Origin of the sequence: Pseudorhodoplanes sp., assembly GCA_032027085.1 — a bacterium.
Classification (GTDB): domain Bacteria; phylum Pseudomonadota; class Alphaproteobacteria; order Rhizobiales; family Xanthobacteraceae; genus Pseudorhodoplanes.
This window is the reverse complement of record JAVSMS010000001.1, coordinates 2,442,501-2,460,815: the sequence shown is the minus strand read 5'-3', so window position 1 is coordinate 2,460,815 and position 18,315 is coordinate 2,442,501. Positions and strand designations below refer to the sequence as shown.

The 18,315-nt window shown below is 61.6% G+C and carries 13 protein-coding genes; 2 read left to right on the top strand and 11 right to left on the bottom strand.

The annotated features are described in order from the left end of the window. Positions 1 to 20 precede the first annotated feature (20 nt). The gene (locus tag RO009_11850; GenBank protein MDT3685718.1) at positions 21 to 920 is read right to left on the bottom strand and encodes a LysR family transcriptional regulator; all 900 of its coding nucleotides are present in this window, start codon (positions 918 to 920) and stop codon (positions 21 to 23) included. Between the two features lie 206 nt (positions 921 to 1,126). On the opposite strand from RO009_11850, the gene RO009_11845 reads away from it, so the two are divergent. Beyond that, positions 1,127 to 1,744 carry a pyridoxamine 5'-phosphate oxidase family protein gene (locus tag RO009_11845; protein MDT3685717.1) on the top strand — a complete coding sequence of 206 codons (618 nt, stop codon included), beginning with the start codon at positions 1,127 to 1,129 and terminating at the stop codon, positions 1,742 to 1,744. A gap of 43 nt (positions 1,745 to 1,787) precedes the next feature. Here RO009_11845 and fdhF read toward each other — a convergent pair whose 3' ends face one another. Together fdhF and RO009_11835 are read right to left on the bottom strand one after the other, a co-directional pair. Beyond that, on the bottom strand, positions 1,788 to 4,667 hold the full coding sequence (fdhF, locus tag RO009_11840; GenBank protein ID MDT3685716.1) for a formate dehydrogenase subunit alpha: 2,880 nt from the start codon (positions 4,665 to 4,667) through the stop codon (positions 1,788 to 1,790). Positions 4,668 to 4,671: 4 nt separating this feature from the next. Further along, positions 4,672 to 6,399 (bottom strand): NAD(P)H-dependent oxidoreductase subunit E, encoded by a 1,728-nt coding sequence (locus RO009_11835; GenBank protein MDT3685715.1) that lies wholly within the window; start codon positions 6,397 to 6,399, stop codon positions 4,672 to 4,674. A gap of 106 nt (positions 6,400 to 6,505) precedes the next feature. Between RO009_11835 and RO009_11830 the strand changes: the two genes are divergently transcribed. Next, entirely contained in the window at positions 6,506 to 7,402 is an 897-nt protein-coding gene (locus tag RO009_11830; GenBank protein MDT3685714.1) for a LysR family transcriptional regulator, read from the top strand. Between the two features lie 53 nt (positions 7,403 to 7,455). On the opposite strand, the gene RO009_11825 is transcribed toward RO009_11830, so the two are convergent. From RO009_11825 to RO009_11790, 8 genes are all read right to left on the bottom strand, one after another. Further along, the gene (locus RO009_11825) at positions 7,456 to 9,147 is read right to left on the bottom strand and encodes a formate--tetrahydrofolate ligase (GenBank protein MDT3685713.1); all 1,692 of its coding nucleotides are present in this window, start codon (positions 9,145 to 9,147) and stop codon (positions 7,456 to 7,458) included. Between the two features lie 49 nt (positions 9,148 to 9,196). Continuing rightward, positions 9,197 to 10,123: a methionyl-tRNA formyltransferase gene (locus tag RO009_11820; protein MDT3685712.1), complete on the bottom strand. Its 927-nt coding sequence runs from the start codon at positions 10,121 to 10,123 to the stop codon at positions 9,197 to 9,199. A gap of 191 nt (positions 10,124 to 10,314) precedes the next feature. Beyond that, on the bottom strand, positions 10,315 to 11,628 hold the full coding sequence (frc, locus tag RO009_11815; protein MDT3685711.1) for a formyl-CoA transferase: 1,314 nt from the start codon (positions 11,626 to 11,628) through the stop codon (positions 10,315 to 10,317). 202 nt (positions 11,629 to 11,830) lie between these two features. Continuing rightward, positions 11,831 to 13,573, bottom strand: a complete 1,743-nt coding sequence (gene oxc, locus RO009_11810) for an oxalyl-CoA decarboxylase (protein MDT3685710.1) — start codon at positions 13,571 to 13,573, stop codon at positions 11,831 to 11,833. A gap of 26 nt (positions 13,574 to 13,599) precedes the next feature. Then, complete coding sequence (locus RO009_11805; GenBank protein MDT3685709.1) at positions 13,600 to 14,352, bottom strand: GntR family transcriptional regulator; 753 nt, start codon at positions 14,350 to 14,352, stop codon at positions 13,600 to 13,602. Between the two features lie 121 nt (positions 14,353 to 14,473). After that, a complete protein-coding gene (locus RO009_11800) occupies positions 14,474 to 15,973 on the bottom strand; it encodes a tripartite tricarboxylate transporter permease (GenBank protein MDT3685708.1) in 1,500 nt (499 codons plus the stop codon). A 44-nt stretch (positions 15,974 to 16,017) separates the two neighbouring features. Further along, a complete protein-coding gene (locus RO009_11795) occupies positions 16,018 to 16,518 on the bottom strand; it encodes a tripartite tricarboxylate transporter TctB family protein (protein MDT3685707.1) in 501 nt (166 codons plus the stop codon). Between the two features lie 69 nt (positions 16,519 to 16,587). Beyond that, the gene (locus RO009_11790) at positions 16,588 to 17,607 is read right to left on the bottom strand and encodes a tripartite tricarboxylate transporter substrate binding protein (GenBank protein ID MDT3685706.1); all 1,020 of its coding nucleotides are present in this window, start codon (positions 17,605 to 17,607) and stop codon (positions 16,588 to 16,590) included. Between the last annotated feature and the right edge of the window lie 708 nt (positions 17,608 to 18,315).

The following is an 18,315-nucleotide window of genomic DNA, read 5'->3' as shown; positions in this document are numbered from 1 at the left end:
CCCCGCCAAGGCGGATTGATTCACATCCGCGTCAGCCTGCGCTTCAGCCGTGGCGCCGCGAAATCGAGAAAAGCCCGCAGCTTGAGCGGCAGACGGCCTTGTCCCAGATAGACGAGACTGACGGGCCATGGCTCCGGTTCATAGCGCGTCAGCACGGCTCGAAGCGAACCGGCCTTCAGCGCGCCTGCAACTTGATAAGAGAGCACGCGCGTCATTCCAAGTCCCGACAACGCGGCGTCGATCGCGGCCTCTGCCGTATTGACCGAGAGACGCGCCCGCACCGGAATGGACGTCAGCGCGCCGCCGTTGCGGAATATCCAGGCGCCGCCCGGGGTCAATCCTTCAAACGCGATGCAGCGGTGCGCGGCGAGAGCTTCAGGTTTGCGAGGCACGCCATGCGCGGAAAAATAGTCGGGGCTGCCGCAGACGATCTGCCGGATCATTCCGATCCGGAGCGCAATGAGGCTGCTGTCCGGCAAGGCGCCAATCCGAAGACCGACATCGATGTGATCGTCCAGCAGCGCCGCGACGCGATCAGACAACGCCAGGCGTATGTCGATCTCGGGATAGGCGGCGAGAAACTCCGCAACCACCGGGAGGACGTGCAGCCGTCCGAAAACAATCGGCGCCGTGATCACCAGATCGCCGCGCGGCACACTGTATTCTCCGGCCGCCGCGCGCTCCGCCTCGCCGACGTCCTCGAGAATTCGCTCGCAAGCCGCGACATACGTCCGTCCGGCGTCAGTCAGTACGATGCGGCGACTGCTGCGGTTGAATAGCCGCGTCTTCAGATGCGCCTCAAGCTCGGAAATCTTGCGGCTGACGGTAGCAAGCGGCGTGCCGGTGCGCCGCGCGGCCCCGGACAGGCTTCCGGCCTCGACCACGGCCAGCACCATCTCCATTGCGTCCAGGCGATCCATTATATTTCCAAAAAACGAGAGGATGATTACTGGAAAAGCGTACTATATCCATATTGTGAAAGGGCATAAATCCCTGCGCGGTGGCACAAGACCAAGCGCCAGGAGATTCCCATGTCCCGCCTCCCGACCTCTCCCACCATCGACACCGCCCGGCTGCATCGCAACCGGCTGATAGTGTTGATTGGAAATAGCAGCGGCAACGTCACATGACGACGCTCAAACGCCCGTCCAGCGATGTCGCCTTCACTCCGACCGTGAAGGCGATCCAGAACCGAAAGGGATCGCGCCACTCTTATGCGCGCATGGAAGAGCGGGGCGGATGGCAGAGTCTCATTACGTCCGAGTTGAAAGCGTTCATTGAATCGCAGACCAGCATTTTCCTGGCGACCGCAAATGCCGAAGGACAACCCTACATCCAGCATCGCGGCGGTCCGGCCGGCTTTTTGCACGTGCTCGATGAGGCAACACTGGGCTTCGCAGATTTTTCCGGCAACCGGCAATATATCACCGCGGGCAATCTCGCCGACAATCCCAAAGCCTATTTGTTTCTGATCGACTACGCGCACCGGCAGCGCATCAAGATCTGGGGCCGCGCACGCGTAGTGGAGAATGACGCCGCCCTCGTGGCGCGGCTGATGCCACCGGACTACAGGGCAAGGCCGGAGCAGGCGATCCTGTTCACAATCTCAGCCTGGGATACGAATTGCCCGCAACACATTCCGCAGCGCTTCGATGCAGCCGATGTGGCGGCAGCGCTGACCGAGCGCGATAGAAAGATCGCCGAACTGGAAGCGGAGCTTGAGAAGTTGCGTCAGGCTGGATAACCAGCCTGACGGCTCGCAGTACTCTCGGAAGACGTGAAGCGCATTACTCCGCCGCTTCCCGGACCGGCACGGCTTCCACCTTTGCCGCGCAATACTTGAACTCGGGGATCTTCCCGAACGGGTCGAGCGCCGGGTTGGTCAAGAGGTTCGCTGCCGCTTCGACATAGGCGAAGGGGATGAACACGACGCCGTCCGGCACCGCATCATCCTGCCGCGACTGCAACTCGACCGCGCCGCGGCGCGTGGTGACGCGGATCATGTCGCCCGGCTGGATGCCGAGCCTGGCGATGGTGCCGCGCGAGACCTGCGCGATGGCATTCGGCTCTATTGCATCAAGCACTTCGGCGCGGCGTGTCATCGACCCGGTGTGCCAGTGTTCGAGCTGGCGGCCGGTCGAGAGGATGTAGGGATATTCGTGGTCCGGCGTTTCGTCCGGCGGTGTCAGCTTCGCGGCGACGAGCTTGGCGAAGCCGCCCGGACGCGGGAAGCCCTTGTCGAACACGACGTCGCGGCCCGGCTTGTCCGGCGCGTCGGACGGATAGGTGACCGCATCCTCGCGCATCAGGCGTTCCCAGGAGATGTTGTCGAGCGCCGGCATCATCGAGGCCATCTCGGTATAGACCTCGCTCACGCTCTTGTAGTTCCAATTCAGACCCATGCGCTTGGCGATGTCCTGAATGATCCAGAGGTCCTGCCGCACCTCGCCCGGCAGCGGGATGGCCTGCCGGCCCACCTGCACCTGACGGTTCGTGTTGGTGACGGTGCCGTCCTTCTCCGGCCAGCCTGACGCCGGCAGAATCACGTCGGCATAAACCGCGGTCTCGGTGAGGAAGAGATCCTGCACCACGAGATGTTCGAGATGCGCCAAAGCCTCGCGCGCGTGGTTGAGATCGGGGTCGGACATCGCCGGGTTTTCGCCCTCGATATACATGCCCTTGATCTCGTTTGCGTGGATCGCGTCCATAATCTCGACCACGGTCTTGCCGCGCTTGGGATCGAGCTTCACGCCCCAGGCCTTCTCATACTGCGCGCGGATCTCCGGATTCTCCACCGACCTGTAATCGGGGAAGAACATCGGAATGAGGCCGGCGTCGGAGGCGCCCTGCACGTTGTTCTGGCCACGCAAAGGATGCAGGCCGGTGCCGGGGCGTCCGATCTGCCCGGTAATCAGCGCGAGCGCGATCAGGCAGCGCGCATTGTCGGTGCCGTGGGTGTGCTGCGAGACGCCCATGCCCCAGAAGATGATCGAGCTTTCGGCGCGCGCATACGCGCGCGCGACGTCGCGCAAGGTCTCCGCCGGGATGCCGCAGATCGGCTCCATCTCCTCCGGCGTGAAGTCCTTGATATTCTCTTTCCAGGCCTCAAAGCCCTCGACATAGGTCTGGATATATTGTTGGTCGTAGAGCTTTTCCTCCACGATCACGTTCAGCATCGCGTTGAGCATCGCGACGTCGGTGCCGTTCTTGAACTGCATCATCTTCCAGGCGTGACGCTTCATCGCCGTGCCGCGCGGGTCCATGATGACCAGCTTGGTGCCGCGTTTGGCCGCCTGCTTGAAGAAGGTAGCCGCAACGGGATGGTTCTCCGTCGGGTTGGCGCCGATGACAATGATGACTTCGGAGTTCCTGCACTCGTTGAAAGTCGCGGTCACCGCCGCGGAGCCGACGCCTTCCAGAAGCGCCGCGACCGACGAGGCGTGGCAAAGCCTCGTGCAGTGATCGACGTTATTGGTGCCGAAGCCGGTACGCACCAGCTTCTGAAACAGATAGGCCTCTTCGTTCGAACCTTTGGCGGAGCCGAAACCAGCCAGCGCCTGCGGCCCGTCGCGGTCGCGGATCTTCACAAGACCGCTGGCGGCGCGGTCCAGCGCCTCGTCCCAGGTCGCCTCGCGGAAATGCGTATACGGATTCGACGGGTCAATGAATTCGTGCGGCACTTTCGGCGCGCCGTCCTTGCGGATCAACGGCTTCAAGAGGCGCTGCTTGTTGTGGACATAGTCGAAACCGAAGCGACCTTTCACGCAGAGCCGGTTTTCGTTGGCCGGACCGTTGCGGCCGGTGACGGCGACGATTTTGTCGTCCTTGATCTGATAGGTGATCTGGCAGCCGACGCCGCAATAGGGGCAGACCGAATCCACGGTGCGGTCGGGCTTGCCCTTGTAGACGTTGTTCGCGTCCACCATGGTCGCCGGCATCAGGGCGCCGGTCGGGCAAGCCTGCACGCACTCGCCGCAGCCGACGCAGGTTGAATTGCCCATCGGATCATCGAAGTCGAAGACGATCTTCTCGCTGTGGCCGCGCCCGGCCATCCCGATCACGTCGTTGACCTGCACTTCGCGACAAGCGCGGACGCAGAGATTGCAGTGGATGCAGGCGTCGAGATTGACCGCCATCGCCGGATGGCTGCGGTCGGTTTCCGGCTTCTCCCGCTCAGGAAAACGGCCGGTCTCGATACCCATCTTGTCGGCCCAGGACCAGAACTTGGAGTCTGGATCATGCGCCTCTTCGCGCTTGGGCTGATCGGACACCAGCAGATCGAACACCATCTTGCGCGCGCGCTCGGCACGATGGTTCGAGACATTCACCTTCATGCCTTGGCTCGGCTTGCGGATGCAGCTCGCCGCCAGCACGCGCTCTCCCTCGATCTCGACCATGCAGGCGCGACAATTACCGTCGGCACGGTAGCCGGGCTCCGGCGAATAGCACAAATGCGGGATATCGATGCCTTCGCGCTTGGCAACCTGCCAGATGGTCTCGCCCTCGCGCGCGTGAACTTCGCGACCATCCAACTTGAAGGTCAAGCATTTTTCCTCGTGCTCGGGCGTCGCGTGAACGACATGCACGCGGCCGTCATTTCGGGTATTGCCACCGGCGGCGCCCTTCTTGTCGTGACCATAGCCGACCGGCATTTTCTGTTCATTCATCGCGTCACCAGTTCTGCAGCGGCTTTTTCAGATCGTCCGGAAAACGCTTCAGCACGCTTACCAGCGGGTTCGGCGCGGCCTGGCCGAGGCCGCAGATCGACGCATCGCGCATCGCATTGGAAAGCTCTTCCAGCAGCGCTTCGTTCCAGGGCCCCTGCTGCATGAGCTTGACCGCCTTCTCGGTGCCAACGCGGCAGGGCGTGCATTGGCCGCAGCTCTCATCCTCGAAGAATTTCATCAGGTTGAGCGCGACGGCCTTCATATCGTCCTTGTCGGAGAGCACCACAACCGCGTGCGACCCGACGAAGCAGCCGTGCATTTCCAGGGTTCCAAAATCGAGCGGGATATCGGCCATCGATGCCGGCAAGATACCGCCGGACGCGCCGCCCGGAAGATAGGCCTTGAATGTGTGACCATCTGCCATGCCGCCGCAATATTCGTCGATCAATTCTTGCATCGTGATCCCGGCGGGCGCGACCTTCACACCCGGATTTTTCACGCGGCCGGAAACCGAGAACGAGCGGAAGCCCTTGCGCTCGTTGCGCCCCTGCGATGTGAACCACTCTGCTCCGCGCTCAACGATGTCACGCACCCAGTAAAGCGTCTCGACATTCTGAACCAGCGTCGGTCGGCCGAAAATGCCGACTTGCGCCACATAGGGCGGACGGTGCCGTGGCAGGCCGCGTTTGCCTTCGATCGATTCGATCATCGCCGATTCTTCGCCGCAGATGTAAGCGCCGGCGCCGCGCCGCAGATGCAACTTGGTGTGCGGCGAGAGACCAGCCGCTTCCGCCTTGGCGATCTCCTCGATCAGCATCAGCCGTAATTCGGGATATTCGTCGCGCAGATAAAAATAGACGTGCGCCGCTTCGACGACCCAGGCAGCGAGCAGCATGCCTTCGATGAAGCGATGCGGATCGCGCGCGAGATAATAGCGATCCTTGAAGGTGCCGGGCTCGCCTTCGTCGCCGTTCACCGCCATCAGGCGCGGCGCTGGCTCTGCCCGCACCAAAGTCCACTTGCGGCCGGTAGGAAAACCGGCGCCGCCAAGACCGCGCAGGCCTGCATCATCAACTGCCTTGATGGTATCCTCGCGCGTGCGTTTGCCTGCAAGGCATCCGCTCAGCAGCGTGTAACCACCGCTGGCGCGATATTGCTCGAACGACACTTCGGGCTTTGCGGCATGCGCGTGCGTGTCGCCCTTCACAGCATTTGCAACGCTTTCGGTCGTGGCGTTGAAGGTCTGCACATGACCGACGGCAGCAACGGGCGCACGCTCGCAGGCGCCCATGCAAGGGGCGCGCACGACGCACACATCCTTGCCGAGAATCGCCGGCAGCTTTTCGAGCAGTCGCTCCGCGCCCGCCATGGCGCAGGAAAGAGAATCGCACACCCGCACGGTGATGGCCGGCGGCGGCGTTTCGCCTTCCTTCACGACATCGAAATGCGCGTAGAAGGTCGCAACCTCGTACACTTCCGCCTGCGCCATCTTCATCTCAGCGGCGAGCGCATTCAGATGCGCGGCAGAGAGATGGCCGTATCTGTCCTGGATCAGATGCAGATGCTCGATCAGGAGATCGCGGCGGCGCGGACGGTCCGTCAGCAGGGCCTGGATTTCCTCAAGCGCCTGCAGATCGACCTGACGACCCTTGGGAGTCTGGCGGGCGCGTCTGCGACCACCCCCTCCGTTCAGAGCCGCCTTCGAGTGAGGTGGCGTGACGTGTGTATTCATAATACCAGCATCGCGGCACAGTCAGTTTAGAACAATCCCCAAGTCTCAATGCGACGATTGAAAAAATCTATCGAAGGGCCTATGGTGGAATAAAGGAACTAAGTCATTGATCCAACAGCTCGAATATCTCATGGCGCTGGCCCGCGAGCGGCACTTTGGTCGCGCCGCAGAGGCTTCCGGCGTAACTCAGCCCACGCTCTCCGCCGGCATCAAACAGCTCGAGGAAATGCTCGGCGTGCTGCTGGTCCAACGCGGATCGCGCTTCATCGGGTTCACCCCGGAAGGCGAACGCACGCTCGACTGGGCGCGTCGCATTGTCGGCGACAGCCGCGCCATGCGGCAGGAAATCTCCGCGCTCCGCCATGGTCTGACCGGCAGGCTGAAAATCGCCGCCATTCCGACGACGCTTGCAATGGTCGCCGCCATCACGACGCCCTATCGCGCCAAGCATCCCGACGTGCGCTTCACCATTCTCTCGCAGACCTCCATCCAGATCCTGACGCTTCTGGAAAATCTGGAGATCGACGCTGGCATCACATATCTCGACAACGAACCGCTCGGGCGCGTGAATACGGTGCCGCTTTATCAGGAGCGCTACCAGCTTCTTACTGCGCCTGACGCACCGCTTGGCGATCGCGACAGCGTCACCTGGGCCGAGGTTGCGCAGGTGCCTCTCTGCCTTTTGACGCCGGACATGCAAAACCGGCGCATCATCGAAAACCTGCTGCGCAATGCCGGCGGAGACCCGCAGCCGACGCTGGAATCGAATTCCGTCATCGTGCTGTTCGCCCATATCCGGACTGGGCGCTGGGCCAGCGTGATGCCGGCGAAGCTGGCCGAAACGCTTGGCCTCACCGACACGATCCGCGCCATTCCCATCGTGGGACCTGAAGCCGTGCACACCATCGGGCTGGTTGTGCCGATGCGTGAGCCGATGACGCCACAGACCGCAGCGCTGGTCGCCGAGGCGCGCCGCGTTGCGGCAGCGATGAACAAAGCCTGATAAAAAAGCCCTCTCCGCGCGAACGGAGAGGGCCTGCAGGAAAAGTTGGTTCGTCAGAACAGCCCGACGATCTTGCCGTCCTTGACGTCGATTGAGTCCGCCGATGGCACCTTGGGCAGGCCCGGCATGGTCATGATCTCACCGCAGATCGCTACGATGAATTCCGCGCCGGCTGCGAGGCGCACCTCGCGCACCGGGATGTTGAAGCCGGTCGGCGCGCCCTTGGAGTCTGGATTGGTCGAGAAGGAATACTGCGTCTTGGCGATGCAGACCGGCAGATTGCCGAAACCCATCTCTTCCCACTGTTTCAGCTGATCCTTCACCGATTTATCGGCGGTGGCATCGTCGGCGCGGTAGATTTCCTTGGCGATCGTGCGGATCTTTTCGAACAGGGGCATGTCGTCCGGATAGAGCAGCTTGAGATTGGCCTTGCCCTCACAAACTTTCACGACGGCCCGTGCCACATCAGCCGCGCCTTCGCCGCCCATGGCCCAGTGATCGGCCATCAGCGCCTCGACGCCGAGTGCCTTGCACTTGTTCTTGACCACCATGATTTCGGCGTCGGTATCGGCCGAAAACCGGTTGATCGAGACCACCGCCGGCAGGCCGAATTTTTTGACGTTTTCAATGTGGCGCTCGAGATTGGCCATGCCCGCTTCCAGCGCCTTCAGATTCTCTTTCTTGAGATCTTCCTTCTTCACCCCGCCATGCATCTTGAGCGCGCGGATGGTGGCGACGATGACCACGCAATCCGGTTTCAGCCCGGCCTTGCGGCACTTGATGTCGAGGAACTTTTCGCCGCCGAGATCGGCGCCGAAGCCGGCCTCGGTCACCACATAATCGGCGAGTTTCAGCGCCGTGGTTGTCGCCACGACCGAGTTGCAGCCATGCGCGATATTGGCGAACGGACCACCATGAATGAAGGCGGGCGTGCCTTCCAGCGTCTGTACCAGGTTCGGCGCAATTGCTTCCTTCAGCAGAGCGGTCATGGCGCCGTGCGCGTTCAGGTCCTTGGCGCGGATCGGCTTGCGGTCGCGTGTATAGGCGACAATGATATTGCCGAGCCGGGCCTTCAGGTCGTCGAGGTCCTTGGCGAGGCAGAAGATCGCCATCACTTCCGAGGCGACCGTGATGTCAAAGCCGGCCTCGCGCGGATATCCATTGGCGACACCGCCGAGCGAGCATACGATCTCGCGCAGCGCACGGTCGTTCATGTCCATGACGCGTCGCCAGGTCACACGGCGGCTGTCGATGCCGAGCGCGTTGCCCCAGTAGATATGGTTGTCGATCAGCGCCGCCAGCAGATTGTGCGCGGCAGTGATCGCGTGGAAATCGCCGGTGAAGTGAAGATTGATATCCTCCATTGGCACGACCTGCGCGTAGCCGCCGCCGGCCGCTCCGCCCTTCATGCCGAAAGACGGTCCGAGCGAAGGCTCGCGAAGCGCGCACATGGCCTTCTTGCCGATATGATTCAGCGCGTCGGTGAGCCCGACCGTCGTCGTCGTCTTGCCCTCGCCGGCCGGGGTCGGCGAGATCGCCGACACCAGAATGAGCTTGCCGTCCTTCTTGTCGCCCAGCGATTTAATGTAATCCATCGATACCTTGGCCTTGTAATGGCCATAGGGCTCGAGGTTCTTGGCGTCGATGCCCAGCCTGTCCTTGGCGACATCGACGATGAGCCGCATTTTTGCGGCCTGAGAGATTTCAATATCGGATTTGGGCGACTGGTGCTGTGAGGCAGGCATGGAGCGTTTCCGAAGTGAGATGTTGTGAATTCATGATCAGGAAAACGGGTCAGGAGAACCGCGCGCCCTTTTCGAGCTTGGCGGCCGCGGCCCATTCGCCGGCGCCGACCTTCGGCCCGTCGGCCTGCACGCGCGTGACCTTGAAGCGGCCGTCGGCGCAGACGACAGTGAAGCTATCGGCGTCCACCACGACGACTTCACCGAGCTTGCCGCCGATGCCTTTCGGATCGCGCGCCGGCAGCGGCGTGGCGTCGAAGATTTTCAGTTTGGCGCCGTTGAGCGTGGTCCAGGCGCCGGGCGCGGGGTTGCAGCCGCGGATCAGGCGGTCGATCTGCTCCCAGGGTTTGCCCCAGTCGATATGCGCATTGTCTGCGCGGCACAGACCTTCATAAGTCGCCTTCGATTCATCCTGTTTGATGCGCGGGGCCTTGCCGGCCTTCACCAGATCGACCGATTCCAGCATGGCCTCGACGCCCATCGGGAACAGACGGTCGAAATAGACGGTGCCGAGCGTGTCCTTGTCGCTGATCGGCGTCTTCTTCTGGATCAGGATGTCGCCGGTATCGAGGCCGTTATCCGGCCAGAAGATCGACAGCCCGGTCTCCTTCTCGCCCTTGATGATCGGCCAGTTGATGGCGCTGGCGCCGCGATAGGCCGGCAGCAGCGAGGGATGATACTGGATCGACCCATGCGTCGGGATGTTGAGGAATTCCTCCGGTACGAACAGGGTGACGAAAGCCATCACCTGCAGGTCGGGTTTCAGCGACTTGAATTGCTCCCACACTTCCGGCTTCTTGTAGGAATCCGGCTGGTAAACCGGCAATCCGGCCGCAATGGCGGCATCCTTCAGCGGATCGGCCTTCTGCCCCGGCTTTTCCGGCGCGACGTAAACGGCAATGACATTGTCACCGCGCTTGAGCAGCGCTTCCAGCACCGCCTTGCCGAAGGCCTGCTGACCGTGAACGACAATACGCATATTTCTGGTCTCTCCCGCGTCTTCTCTTTTTCACTTCTCCCCGCTCGCGGGGAGAGATCAACTTCCGAGCGTCAGCGAGGAAGTCGGGTGAGGGGGCGTCATCGTCATGCGATGGGTGACGCCCCCTCACCCGCCTCGCGCCTGGCGGCGCTCGGCACCCTCTCCCCGCAAGCGGGGAGAGGGAAAATGAACTACGCCGCCTTGTCTTCCTTCGCGGGCGCCGACAGCGCGCCGGAATTCTTGATCTTGGCGACTTCCTTCTTGTCGAAGCCCAGCACCTTGGTCAGGATTTCGTCGGTGTGTTCGCCGAGCAGCGGCGAGCGCTTCACTTCCGAAATCGAGTCCGACAGTTTGATCGGATTGCCGACGGTCAGATACTTGCCGCGCGTCGGATGATCAACCTCGACGATGGTGCCGGTCTTGCGCAGCGACTCGTCCTCGGCGATTTCCTTCATCGACAGAATCGGTCCGACCGGGATGTCGACGGCATTGCAAGCTTCCATGACCTCGAACTTGGTCTTGGTCATCGTCCACTCTTCGATGCGCGCGAAGATCTGCTTCAGCTTCGGCAGCCGCGCCTTCGGCGTTGCATATTCCGGATCCGTCTTCCAGGTCGGCTCGCCGATCAGATCGCAGATGGCGCCCCAGACCGGCGCCTGCGTGATGAAATAGATGTAGGCGTTCGGATCGGTCTCCCAACCTTTGCACTTCAAAATCCAGCCCGGCTGGCCGCCACCCGAGTCATTGCCGGCGCGCGGCACCGCATCGCCGAACGGCACGCCCTCGCCGTACTGGCTGTATTCGGTGAGCGGGCCGGCTTTCAGGCGCTGCTGGTCGCGCAGCTTGACGCGGCAGAGGTTGAGCACGCCGTCCTGCATGGCGGCGAGCACCTTCTGCCCGCGGCCGGTGCGGTTGCGCTGATAAAGCGCGGCGACGATGCCGAGCGCAAGATGCAGGCCGGTGCCGCTATCGCCGATCTGCGCGCCGGTGACAAGCGGCGGGCCGTCGCGGAAGCCGGTGGTCGAGGCCGAGCCGCCGGCGCATTGCGCGACGTTCTCGTAGACCTTGCAGTCCTCGTAGCGGCCGGGGCCGAAGCCTTTGACCGACGCGACGATCATGCGCGGGTTGAGCTTGTGGATGTGCTCCCAGGTCAGGCCCATGCGGTCGAGCGCGCCCGGCGCGAAATTCTCAACCAGCACGTCACACTTCTTGATGAGCTCGTTCAGCACCCGCTTTCCTTCCGGATGCTTGGAGTCGATCGTGATCGAGCGCTTGTTGTGATTGAGCATGGTGAAGTAGAGCGAATCGGCGCCCTTTACATCCACAAGCTGGCCGCGGGTGATGTCGCCCACGCCCGGGCGCTCGATCTTGATCACATCGGCGCCGAACCAGGCGAGCAACTGCGTGCAGGTCGGTCCCGACTGAACATGGGTGAAGTCCAGAATGCGCACGCCATCCAGCGCCTTGCCCGCCTGACCGAACGGTTTCTTGGAGGGCGCCGGCATCGCCGACTTGGCGGTCTTTCCGTTCTTTGCGGTCTTCAGCTTGACCACCTTCGACGAGCGCTTCGCGACCGCCTTCTTCGCAGCAGGCTTTGCACGGGATTTCGCCGATTTACCTGCCTTGGACTTCTTCGCGACCTTCTTGGCCATTCCGAATTCTCCTAAATCTCAGTGTCGTACCGGACCCAGCGCAATTCGCGCCAGTTCATTTCTTCTTCAGCACGCTTTGCGGATTGAGGTTGCCGATGCGGCCGCTTTCGCTTCCGGCCGCCGGATCGATCACCGCGTTGACGAGTGTCGGCTTGCCGGAATCCATAGCCTCGCTGACAGCGCGGTAGAGCTCATCGGGGGTCGTCACATGGACGCCGACGCCGCCGAAAGCTTCCATCAGCTTGTCGTAGCGCGCGTCCTTGACGAAAACCATCGGCGCCGCGTCCGCGCCACCCGTGGGATTGACGTCGGTGCCGCGATAGATGCCGTTATTGTTGAAGACGACAACGCAGACCGGCAGCTTGTAGCGGCAGATCGTCTCCACCTCCATTCCGGAGAACCCGAATGCCGAATCGCCTTCAAGCGCGAGCACCGGCTTGCCGGTCTCCACTGCGGCGGCGATCGCAAAGCCCATTCCGATGCCCATGACGCCCCAGGTGCCGACATCGAGACGCTTGCGCGGCTGATACATGTCGATGGCGCCGCGCGCGAGATCGAGCGTGTTGGCGCCCTCGTTGACGAGAATGGCGTTCGGCCTTTCCTTGATGACGTTGCGCAGAGCACCGAGGGCGCCGTAGAAATCCATCGGCGAATTGTTGTTCATCAGCCGCGGCGCCATCTTGGCGATGTTGTCTTCCTTCTTCGTCTTGACGGCATTGATCCAGTCGGCCGGCGGCGTTGGCCAGGCCCCGCCCATCCCATTCAGGAGGGCCTCGACGCAGGAACCGATATCGCCAACCACCGGAGCGGCGATCTCGACATTTGAGTCCATTTCCCTGGGCTCGATGTCGATCTGGATGAACTTCTTCGGGGCCTCGCCCCAGGTCTTCCCCTTGCCGTGCGACAAGAGCCAGTTGAGACGCGCGCCGATCAGCATCACGACATCGCTCTCCTTCAGCACGGTCGAGCGCGCTGCACCGGCGCATTGCGGATGCGTGTCGGGCAGAAGGCCCTTGGCCATGCTCATCGGCAGGAACGGAATGCCGCTCTTTTCGACCAGAGTGCGGATCGCGTCATCGGCCTGAGCATAAGCTGCGCCCTTGCCGAGAATGATCAGTGGACGGTTGGCGCTCTTCAGCACATCGAGCGCGCGCTTGACCGCGGCCGGCGCCGGGATCTGCGCCGGCGCAGGATCGATCACCTTCACCAGCGACTTTTTCCCGGCTTCCGCATTCATGACCTGAGAGAATAGCTTGGCCGGCAGATCGAGATAGACGCCGCCCGGACGCCCGGAGACTGCGGCGCGGATCGCGCGCGCCACGCCGATGCCGATGTCCTGCGCGTGAAGGATGCGGAAAGCGGCCTTGCAGAGCGGCTTGGCGATGGCCAGTTGGTCCATCTCTTCATAGTCGCCCTGCTGCAGGTCGACGATCTCGCGCTCGGACGAGCCAGAGATCAAGATCATCGGCCAGCAATTGGTCGTGGCATTGGCCAGCGCCGTCAGCCCATTCAGGAAGCCCGGAGCGGACACCGTCAAGCAGACGCCCGGCTTCTTGTTGAGGAAGCCGGCGATCGCGGCGGCATTGCCGGCGTTCTGCTCGTGCCGGAACGAGATCACGCGCAGCCCTTCCGCCTGCGCCATGCGGAGGAAATCCGAAATCGGAATTCCCGGCACGTCATAGATCGTGTTGAGGCCGTTGAGCTTCAGTGCGTCGATGACGAGATGAAAGCCATCGGTCAATTCCTGCTGCGTGTCCTCCGCCGTTTCCGGCTTTGTTTTTACTGCAGCACCAGACATGGGACTCCTCCCTAACCAACCTGTCGTTAATCGAGATAATCGGCGTAGCGCGCCACATGGTCGGCCAGGCCGAGCGCATGATCGCGCACCAGCGTTTCGGCGCGCGCGGTGTCGCGCGCTTCCAGCGCTTCGATGATGTTCATGTGGTCGCGGATCGACTTGTCGGCGCGATTCTTTTCGGTGATCGTCTTGCGGCGGATCATCCGCATATGCGTGAACAGATTTTCCGCCAGATCGATCAGCACCTGATTGCCACTCATGCGAACAATGGTCTGATGGAATTCAATATTGACCTCGGAATACTCGTCGAGATGCGCCCGCAACTGTCCGCCCTCGAAGGTCGCGAACATCTTGCGCAACGAGGCGATATCCTCGTCCTTGGCGTTCTCGGTGATGAGGCGGGCGGCCATGCTTTCCAGCGCCGCCCAGGCGGTGATCAGTTCGATGACCTCTTCCTTGGTCTTGCGCACGACATAGACGCCGCGGCGCGGGATCGAGCGGACGAAGCCCTCGCGCTCGAGCTGCGCCATCGCCTCGCGCACCGGGGTGCGGCTGACGCCGAAGTCCTGCGCCAGTTGGCGCTCGTCGAGCCGGATGTCGTTGCGGCTGCGATAGATATCCATCGAGACGATGACGTTTTTCAGCGCCGCATACGCCTTGTTCTTGAAGCTGAACGAGGTGTCGATCGGCTGGATCGCCAGACGCGGTGCGTCGTCACTGACCGCGGCGGGCTTGCGCCGTGAGGCTACGTTCGGAGGTGTGGTTTCGTTCTGGCTCATGGAAGCACCATTACGGTATCTGGCATACAATATTCCAGACTTCACGCCACTGCAAATCTTGGCTCTCTGAAAATGTCGGAGTCCGCCAGGTCATACCCGGCGGACCCCATTTTTCCCGGCCTCAGGCTGGTTTCGCCATCAGGCGGCTGAAGCTGTTCTGAATCACCGACCAGAACAGGGCAATAAGGCCCAGAACCATGATCGAACTGACGAGGCCGTTGGAGAAGAACACGCCCAGATTGCCCTGCGAGGACAGGAGCGCCTGCCGGAAGGCTTCCTCGGCCATCTTCCCGAGGACGAGGGCGAGGACCAGCGGGGCCAGTGGGTAATTGCACTTCTTCAGCAGATATCCGATGACGCCGAAGACCAGCATCATCACGATATCGAACGGGTTGTTGTTCACCGTGTAGGCGCCGATCGCGCAGAGCACCAGGATCACCGGCGCGATGATGCTGAACGGAATCCGCAGAATGGCCGCCAGCACCGGCACGCAGGTCAGCACGATGACAAGGCCGACGAGATTGCCGAGATACATCGAAGCGATCAGGCCCCAGACGAATTCCTTCTGCTCGACAAACAGCATCGGACCGGGCTGCAGGCCCCAGATCAGGAGGCCGCCCAACAGGACCGCGGCGGTCGGCGATCCCGGCACGCCGAGCGACAGCATCGGCAGCAGCGCGGAAGTGCCGGCGGCGTGAGCCGCGGTTTCCGGTGCGACGACACCTTCGATTTCACCATTGCCGAAATTCTTGCCCTTCTTCGACATGCGCTTGGCAATGCCATAGCTCATGAAGGACGCCGGGGTGGCGCCGGCCGGCGTGACGCCCATCCAGCAGCCGATGACGCAGGAGCGCAGCGACGTCCACCAGTATTTCGGCAGTTCCTTCCAGGTCTGGATCACGACCTTGAGGTTGATCTTGGCCGCATTGCCGCGGAAGTTTAGTCCTTCCTCCATCGTGAGGAGGATCTCGCCGATGCCGAAGAGTCCGATCACGGCGATCAGGAAATCGAACCCGTTGAGCAATTCGGTCATGCCGAAGGTCAGCCGCAACTGGCCGGTGACGGCATCGAGTCCCACTGCGGCGAGCGCAAAACCGATCATCATCGACACCACGGTCTTGAACGGCGGCTCCTTGCTCAGGCCCACGAAACTGGCGAAAGCCAGGAAGTAGACGGCGAATTTCTCGGCTGGCCCGAATTGCAGGGCGAATCTCGCGACCAGCGGCGCCACCAGCGTGATCATGATGACGGCGAAAAGCGCGCCCACGAAGGACGAGGTGAATGCCGCGGTCAGCGCCTCGCCGGCTTGACCTTTCTGCGCCATCGGATGGCCGTCGAACGTCGTCGCCACCGACCATGGCTCGCCTGGAATGTTGAACAGGATCGAGGTGATGGCGCCGCCGAACAGCGCGCCCCAATAGATACAGGTCAGCATGATGATCGCCGAGGTCGGCGACATGCTGAAGGTCAACGGCAGCAGAATGGCCACGCCATTCGCGCCGCCAAGGCCGGGGAGCACGCCGATGACGATGCCGAGCATGATGCCGACGATCATCACCAGAATGTTGAAAGGCTGCGCGACAGTCGCAAACCCGTGAAAAAGGCTGACTAACTCGTCCATTTGAGAATCCTCAGAACCCAGACCGGTGACGCGCTTGTTTCAAATCAGAAGCCGAGCCATTCCTCGATCGGTCCTTTCGGCAGCGACACGAGGAAATAGCGTTCGAAGACGATGAAGCAAACGAGCGGCACGCCGATGGAGAGGGCGGCGACCATTCCCCAGCCGTATTTTCCGATCCAGCGCATGAAGAACGCGATGAGCAGGATCGATGCGACATAGATGCCGATATAGGGCACCGCCACAACGTAGAAGGCCGTCGGCACCACGACGGACATCACGCTGTAAAGCTGGCCCCAGGTGGCAAACACCGCCTTGTAGTCGGCCTCCCGATAGGAGTTCCAAAGATTGATCAGGCTGCTCGCGACAATGAGGAGGCCGAAATAGAAGGGAAGAAATCCCGCTTTCGGACCTTCCAGGCCCCAGCCGATTCCCACCTGCATGCTGCCGATAATGACGATGATGCCGAAGAGCGCCGTCGCGATGGCAACGCCGATTTCGACATAATCGTGTGCCGGACCCCCGGATTGACCTTGTGCGTTGGACATATCTTCCCTCTAGAAGCGCAGGCTGTGAGCCGGCGGACGAGTCCGCCGGCTCACAGAGCCTTTGTCTGATTATTGACCGGCCAGGAAGCCGGCTTCTTTCATCAGTTGCTGGTGACGCGCTTCTTCTTTCGCGACCCACTTGGCATAGTCATCGCCCGACATGAAGGTCGTGTTGAAGGCGCCGTTCTTCATGAGATCTTTCCACTCCGGCGTCTCACGCACCTTCTTCAACAGGTCGACATAGTATTGCACCTGATCCTTGGTCGCGCCCGGCACGGTGAAGATGCCGCGCAACATCAGGTATTCCATGTCGATGCCCTGCGACTTGCAGGTCGGAATGTCGGCCCAGGTCTTTCCGTCCGCGATCGCGTCCTTGTACGCGAGCGGCTTGCCATCGAACACGCAGAGCGGGCGCACCTTGCCGCCGCGCCACTGGGCGACGCCTTCGATCGGATTGTTGACCGTGGAATCGACGTGTCCACCGACGAGCTGCACCGCGACTTCGCCGCCGCCGCGATACGGGATGTAGGTGAACTTGGTACCCGTCGCCTTTTCAAGCGCGACGGTGATGATCTGGTCTTCCTGCTTGGATCCGGTGCCGCCCATCTTCATCGAGCCGGGAGGCGCCTTCTTCACTGCATCGACATATTCCTTGACGGATTTGTAGGGCTTCTCGGCATTGACCCAGAGCACGAACTCGTCGAGCGCCAGCATCGCGACCGGTGTCAGATCCTTCCAGTTGAACGGGATGCCGGTGGCGAGCGGTGTGGTGAACAGATTGGACAAGGTGATGATGATCTTGTGCGGATTGCCGCGCGACGCCTTGACATCGAGGAAGCCTTCACCGCCGGCGCCACCCGCCTTGTTGATGACCACCATCGGCTGCTTCATCAGATTGTGCTTGGTGACGATGCCCTGAATGGCGCGAGCCATCTGGTCAGCGCCGCCACCGGTACCCGCTGGAATAATGAATTCAACCGGCCGGGTCGGCTCCCAGGCAGCCTGCGCGGAGACCGGTGCGAGGGCGCAAGCAGCAGCCCCGACCAAGCCTGCCGCGCCAAATCCGAAATTCAGTAATGATCGCTTCATAAGCGTTTCTCCCTTGAGTCATTAGGTCCGTGCCGGTCTTGAGCCGACTTTGCGACTGAACGCGACTTGCCCGACATCTTCAACGCGGTGATTAGACGCCTGCACCCCCGAGGGTGGGCAAGCCTAGAACAGGTCCAGCGGAAAACGGAAGTGCAATTATTCATAATAATGGATTCGACAAACAATACGGACTGTGCCGCAAAGTTATGTTGCGTCGCAAACATTTTGGCTCGAATGAAAAACGTGGAGAATTGAAAAAACAAAGGCAGAAGAAAGCACTACAGTGCTTTCCATACGAGCGTGCTGCAGCAGCGAAAACGCTGTCGGACGCTTTCTTTTGAGAGGCGAGATTTTGCAGCCAAAAAAAATTTTTTGGACAAGGGTGAAATCCACAAGCGCCGGGTTCTTGACCGACCGTCGCGCGTTCTTGCCAAGCCTCGGGGCCGACGTTGTCAATCAGTTCCTGTTCGGTCCTGCGACCGGCACACTCAAGCCGCCTGACCCGAATACGGAGCCGAGGGCGGCTGCGCCATCTGCGCTTCAGCAACAACGGGAAATTCGTGTAGCTGCGGGCCGACCGACGCAACGCTTTACGTCCTGCCCCTATGACGCGCGACGAGCGGCACGCTGAAATCCCGGAACAGATGGTCAGCATCATGCCGCCGGGCGCGTAGGCAAAACTATAGGCGGCCGACCTGCATTTCACGA

Bases quoted from the DNA above. Each gene is read 5' to 3' on its own strand.
- RO009_11800 (MDT3685708.1), bottom strand. From the start codon at position 15,973: ATGGACGAGTTAGTCAGCCTTTTTCACGGGTTTGCGACTGTCGCGCAG.
- RO009_11820 (MDT3685712.1), bottom strand. From the start codon at position 10,123: ATGCGTATTGTCGTTCACGGTCAGCAGGCCTTCGGCAAGGCGGTGCTG.
- fdhF (MDT3685716.1), bottom strand. From the start codon at position 4,667: ATGAATGAACAGAAAATGCCGGTCGGCTATGGTCACGACAAGAAGGGC.
- RO009_11835 (MDT3685715.1), bottom strand. From the start codon at position 6,399: ATGAATACACACGTCACGCCACCTCACTCGAAGGCGGCTCTGAACGGA.
- frc (MDT3685711.1), bottom strand. From the start codon at position 11,628: ATGCCGGCGCCCTCCAAGAAACCGTTCGGTCAGGCGGGCAAGGCGCTG.
- oxc (MDT3685710.1), bottom strand. From the start codon at position 13,573: ATGTCTGGTGCTGCAGTAAAAACAAAGCCGGAAACGGCGGAGGACACG.
- RO009_11805 (MDT3685709.1), bottom strand. From the start codon at position 14,352: ATGAGCCAGAACGAAACCACACCTCCGAACGTAGCCTCACGGCGCAAG.
- RO009_11795 (MDT3685707.1), bottom strand. From the start codon at position 16,518: ATGTCCAACGCACAAGGTCAATCCGGGGGTCCGGCACACGATTATGTC.
- RO009_11790 (MDT3685706.1), bottom strand. From the start codon at position 17,607: ATGAAGCGATCATTACTGAATTTCGGATTTGGCGCGGCAGGCTTGGTC.
- RO009_11850 (MDT3685718.1), bottom strand. From the start codon at position 920: ATGGATCGCCTGGACGCAATGGAGATGGTGCTGGCCGTGGTCGAGGCC.
- RO009_11845 (MDT3685717.1), top strand. From the start codon at position 1,127: ATGACGACGCTCAAACGCCCGTCCAGCGATGTCGCCTTCACTCCGACC.
- RO009_11825 (MDT3685713.1), bottom strand. From the start codon at position 9,147: ATGCCTGCCTCACAGCACCAGTCGCCCAAATCCGATATTGAAATCTCT.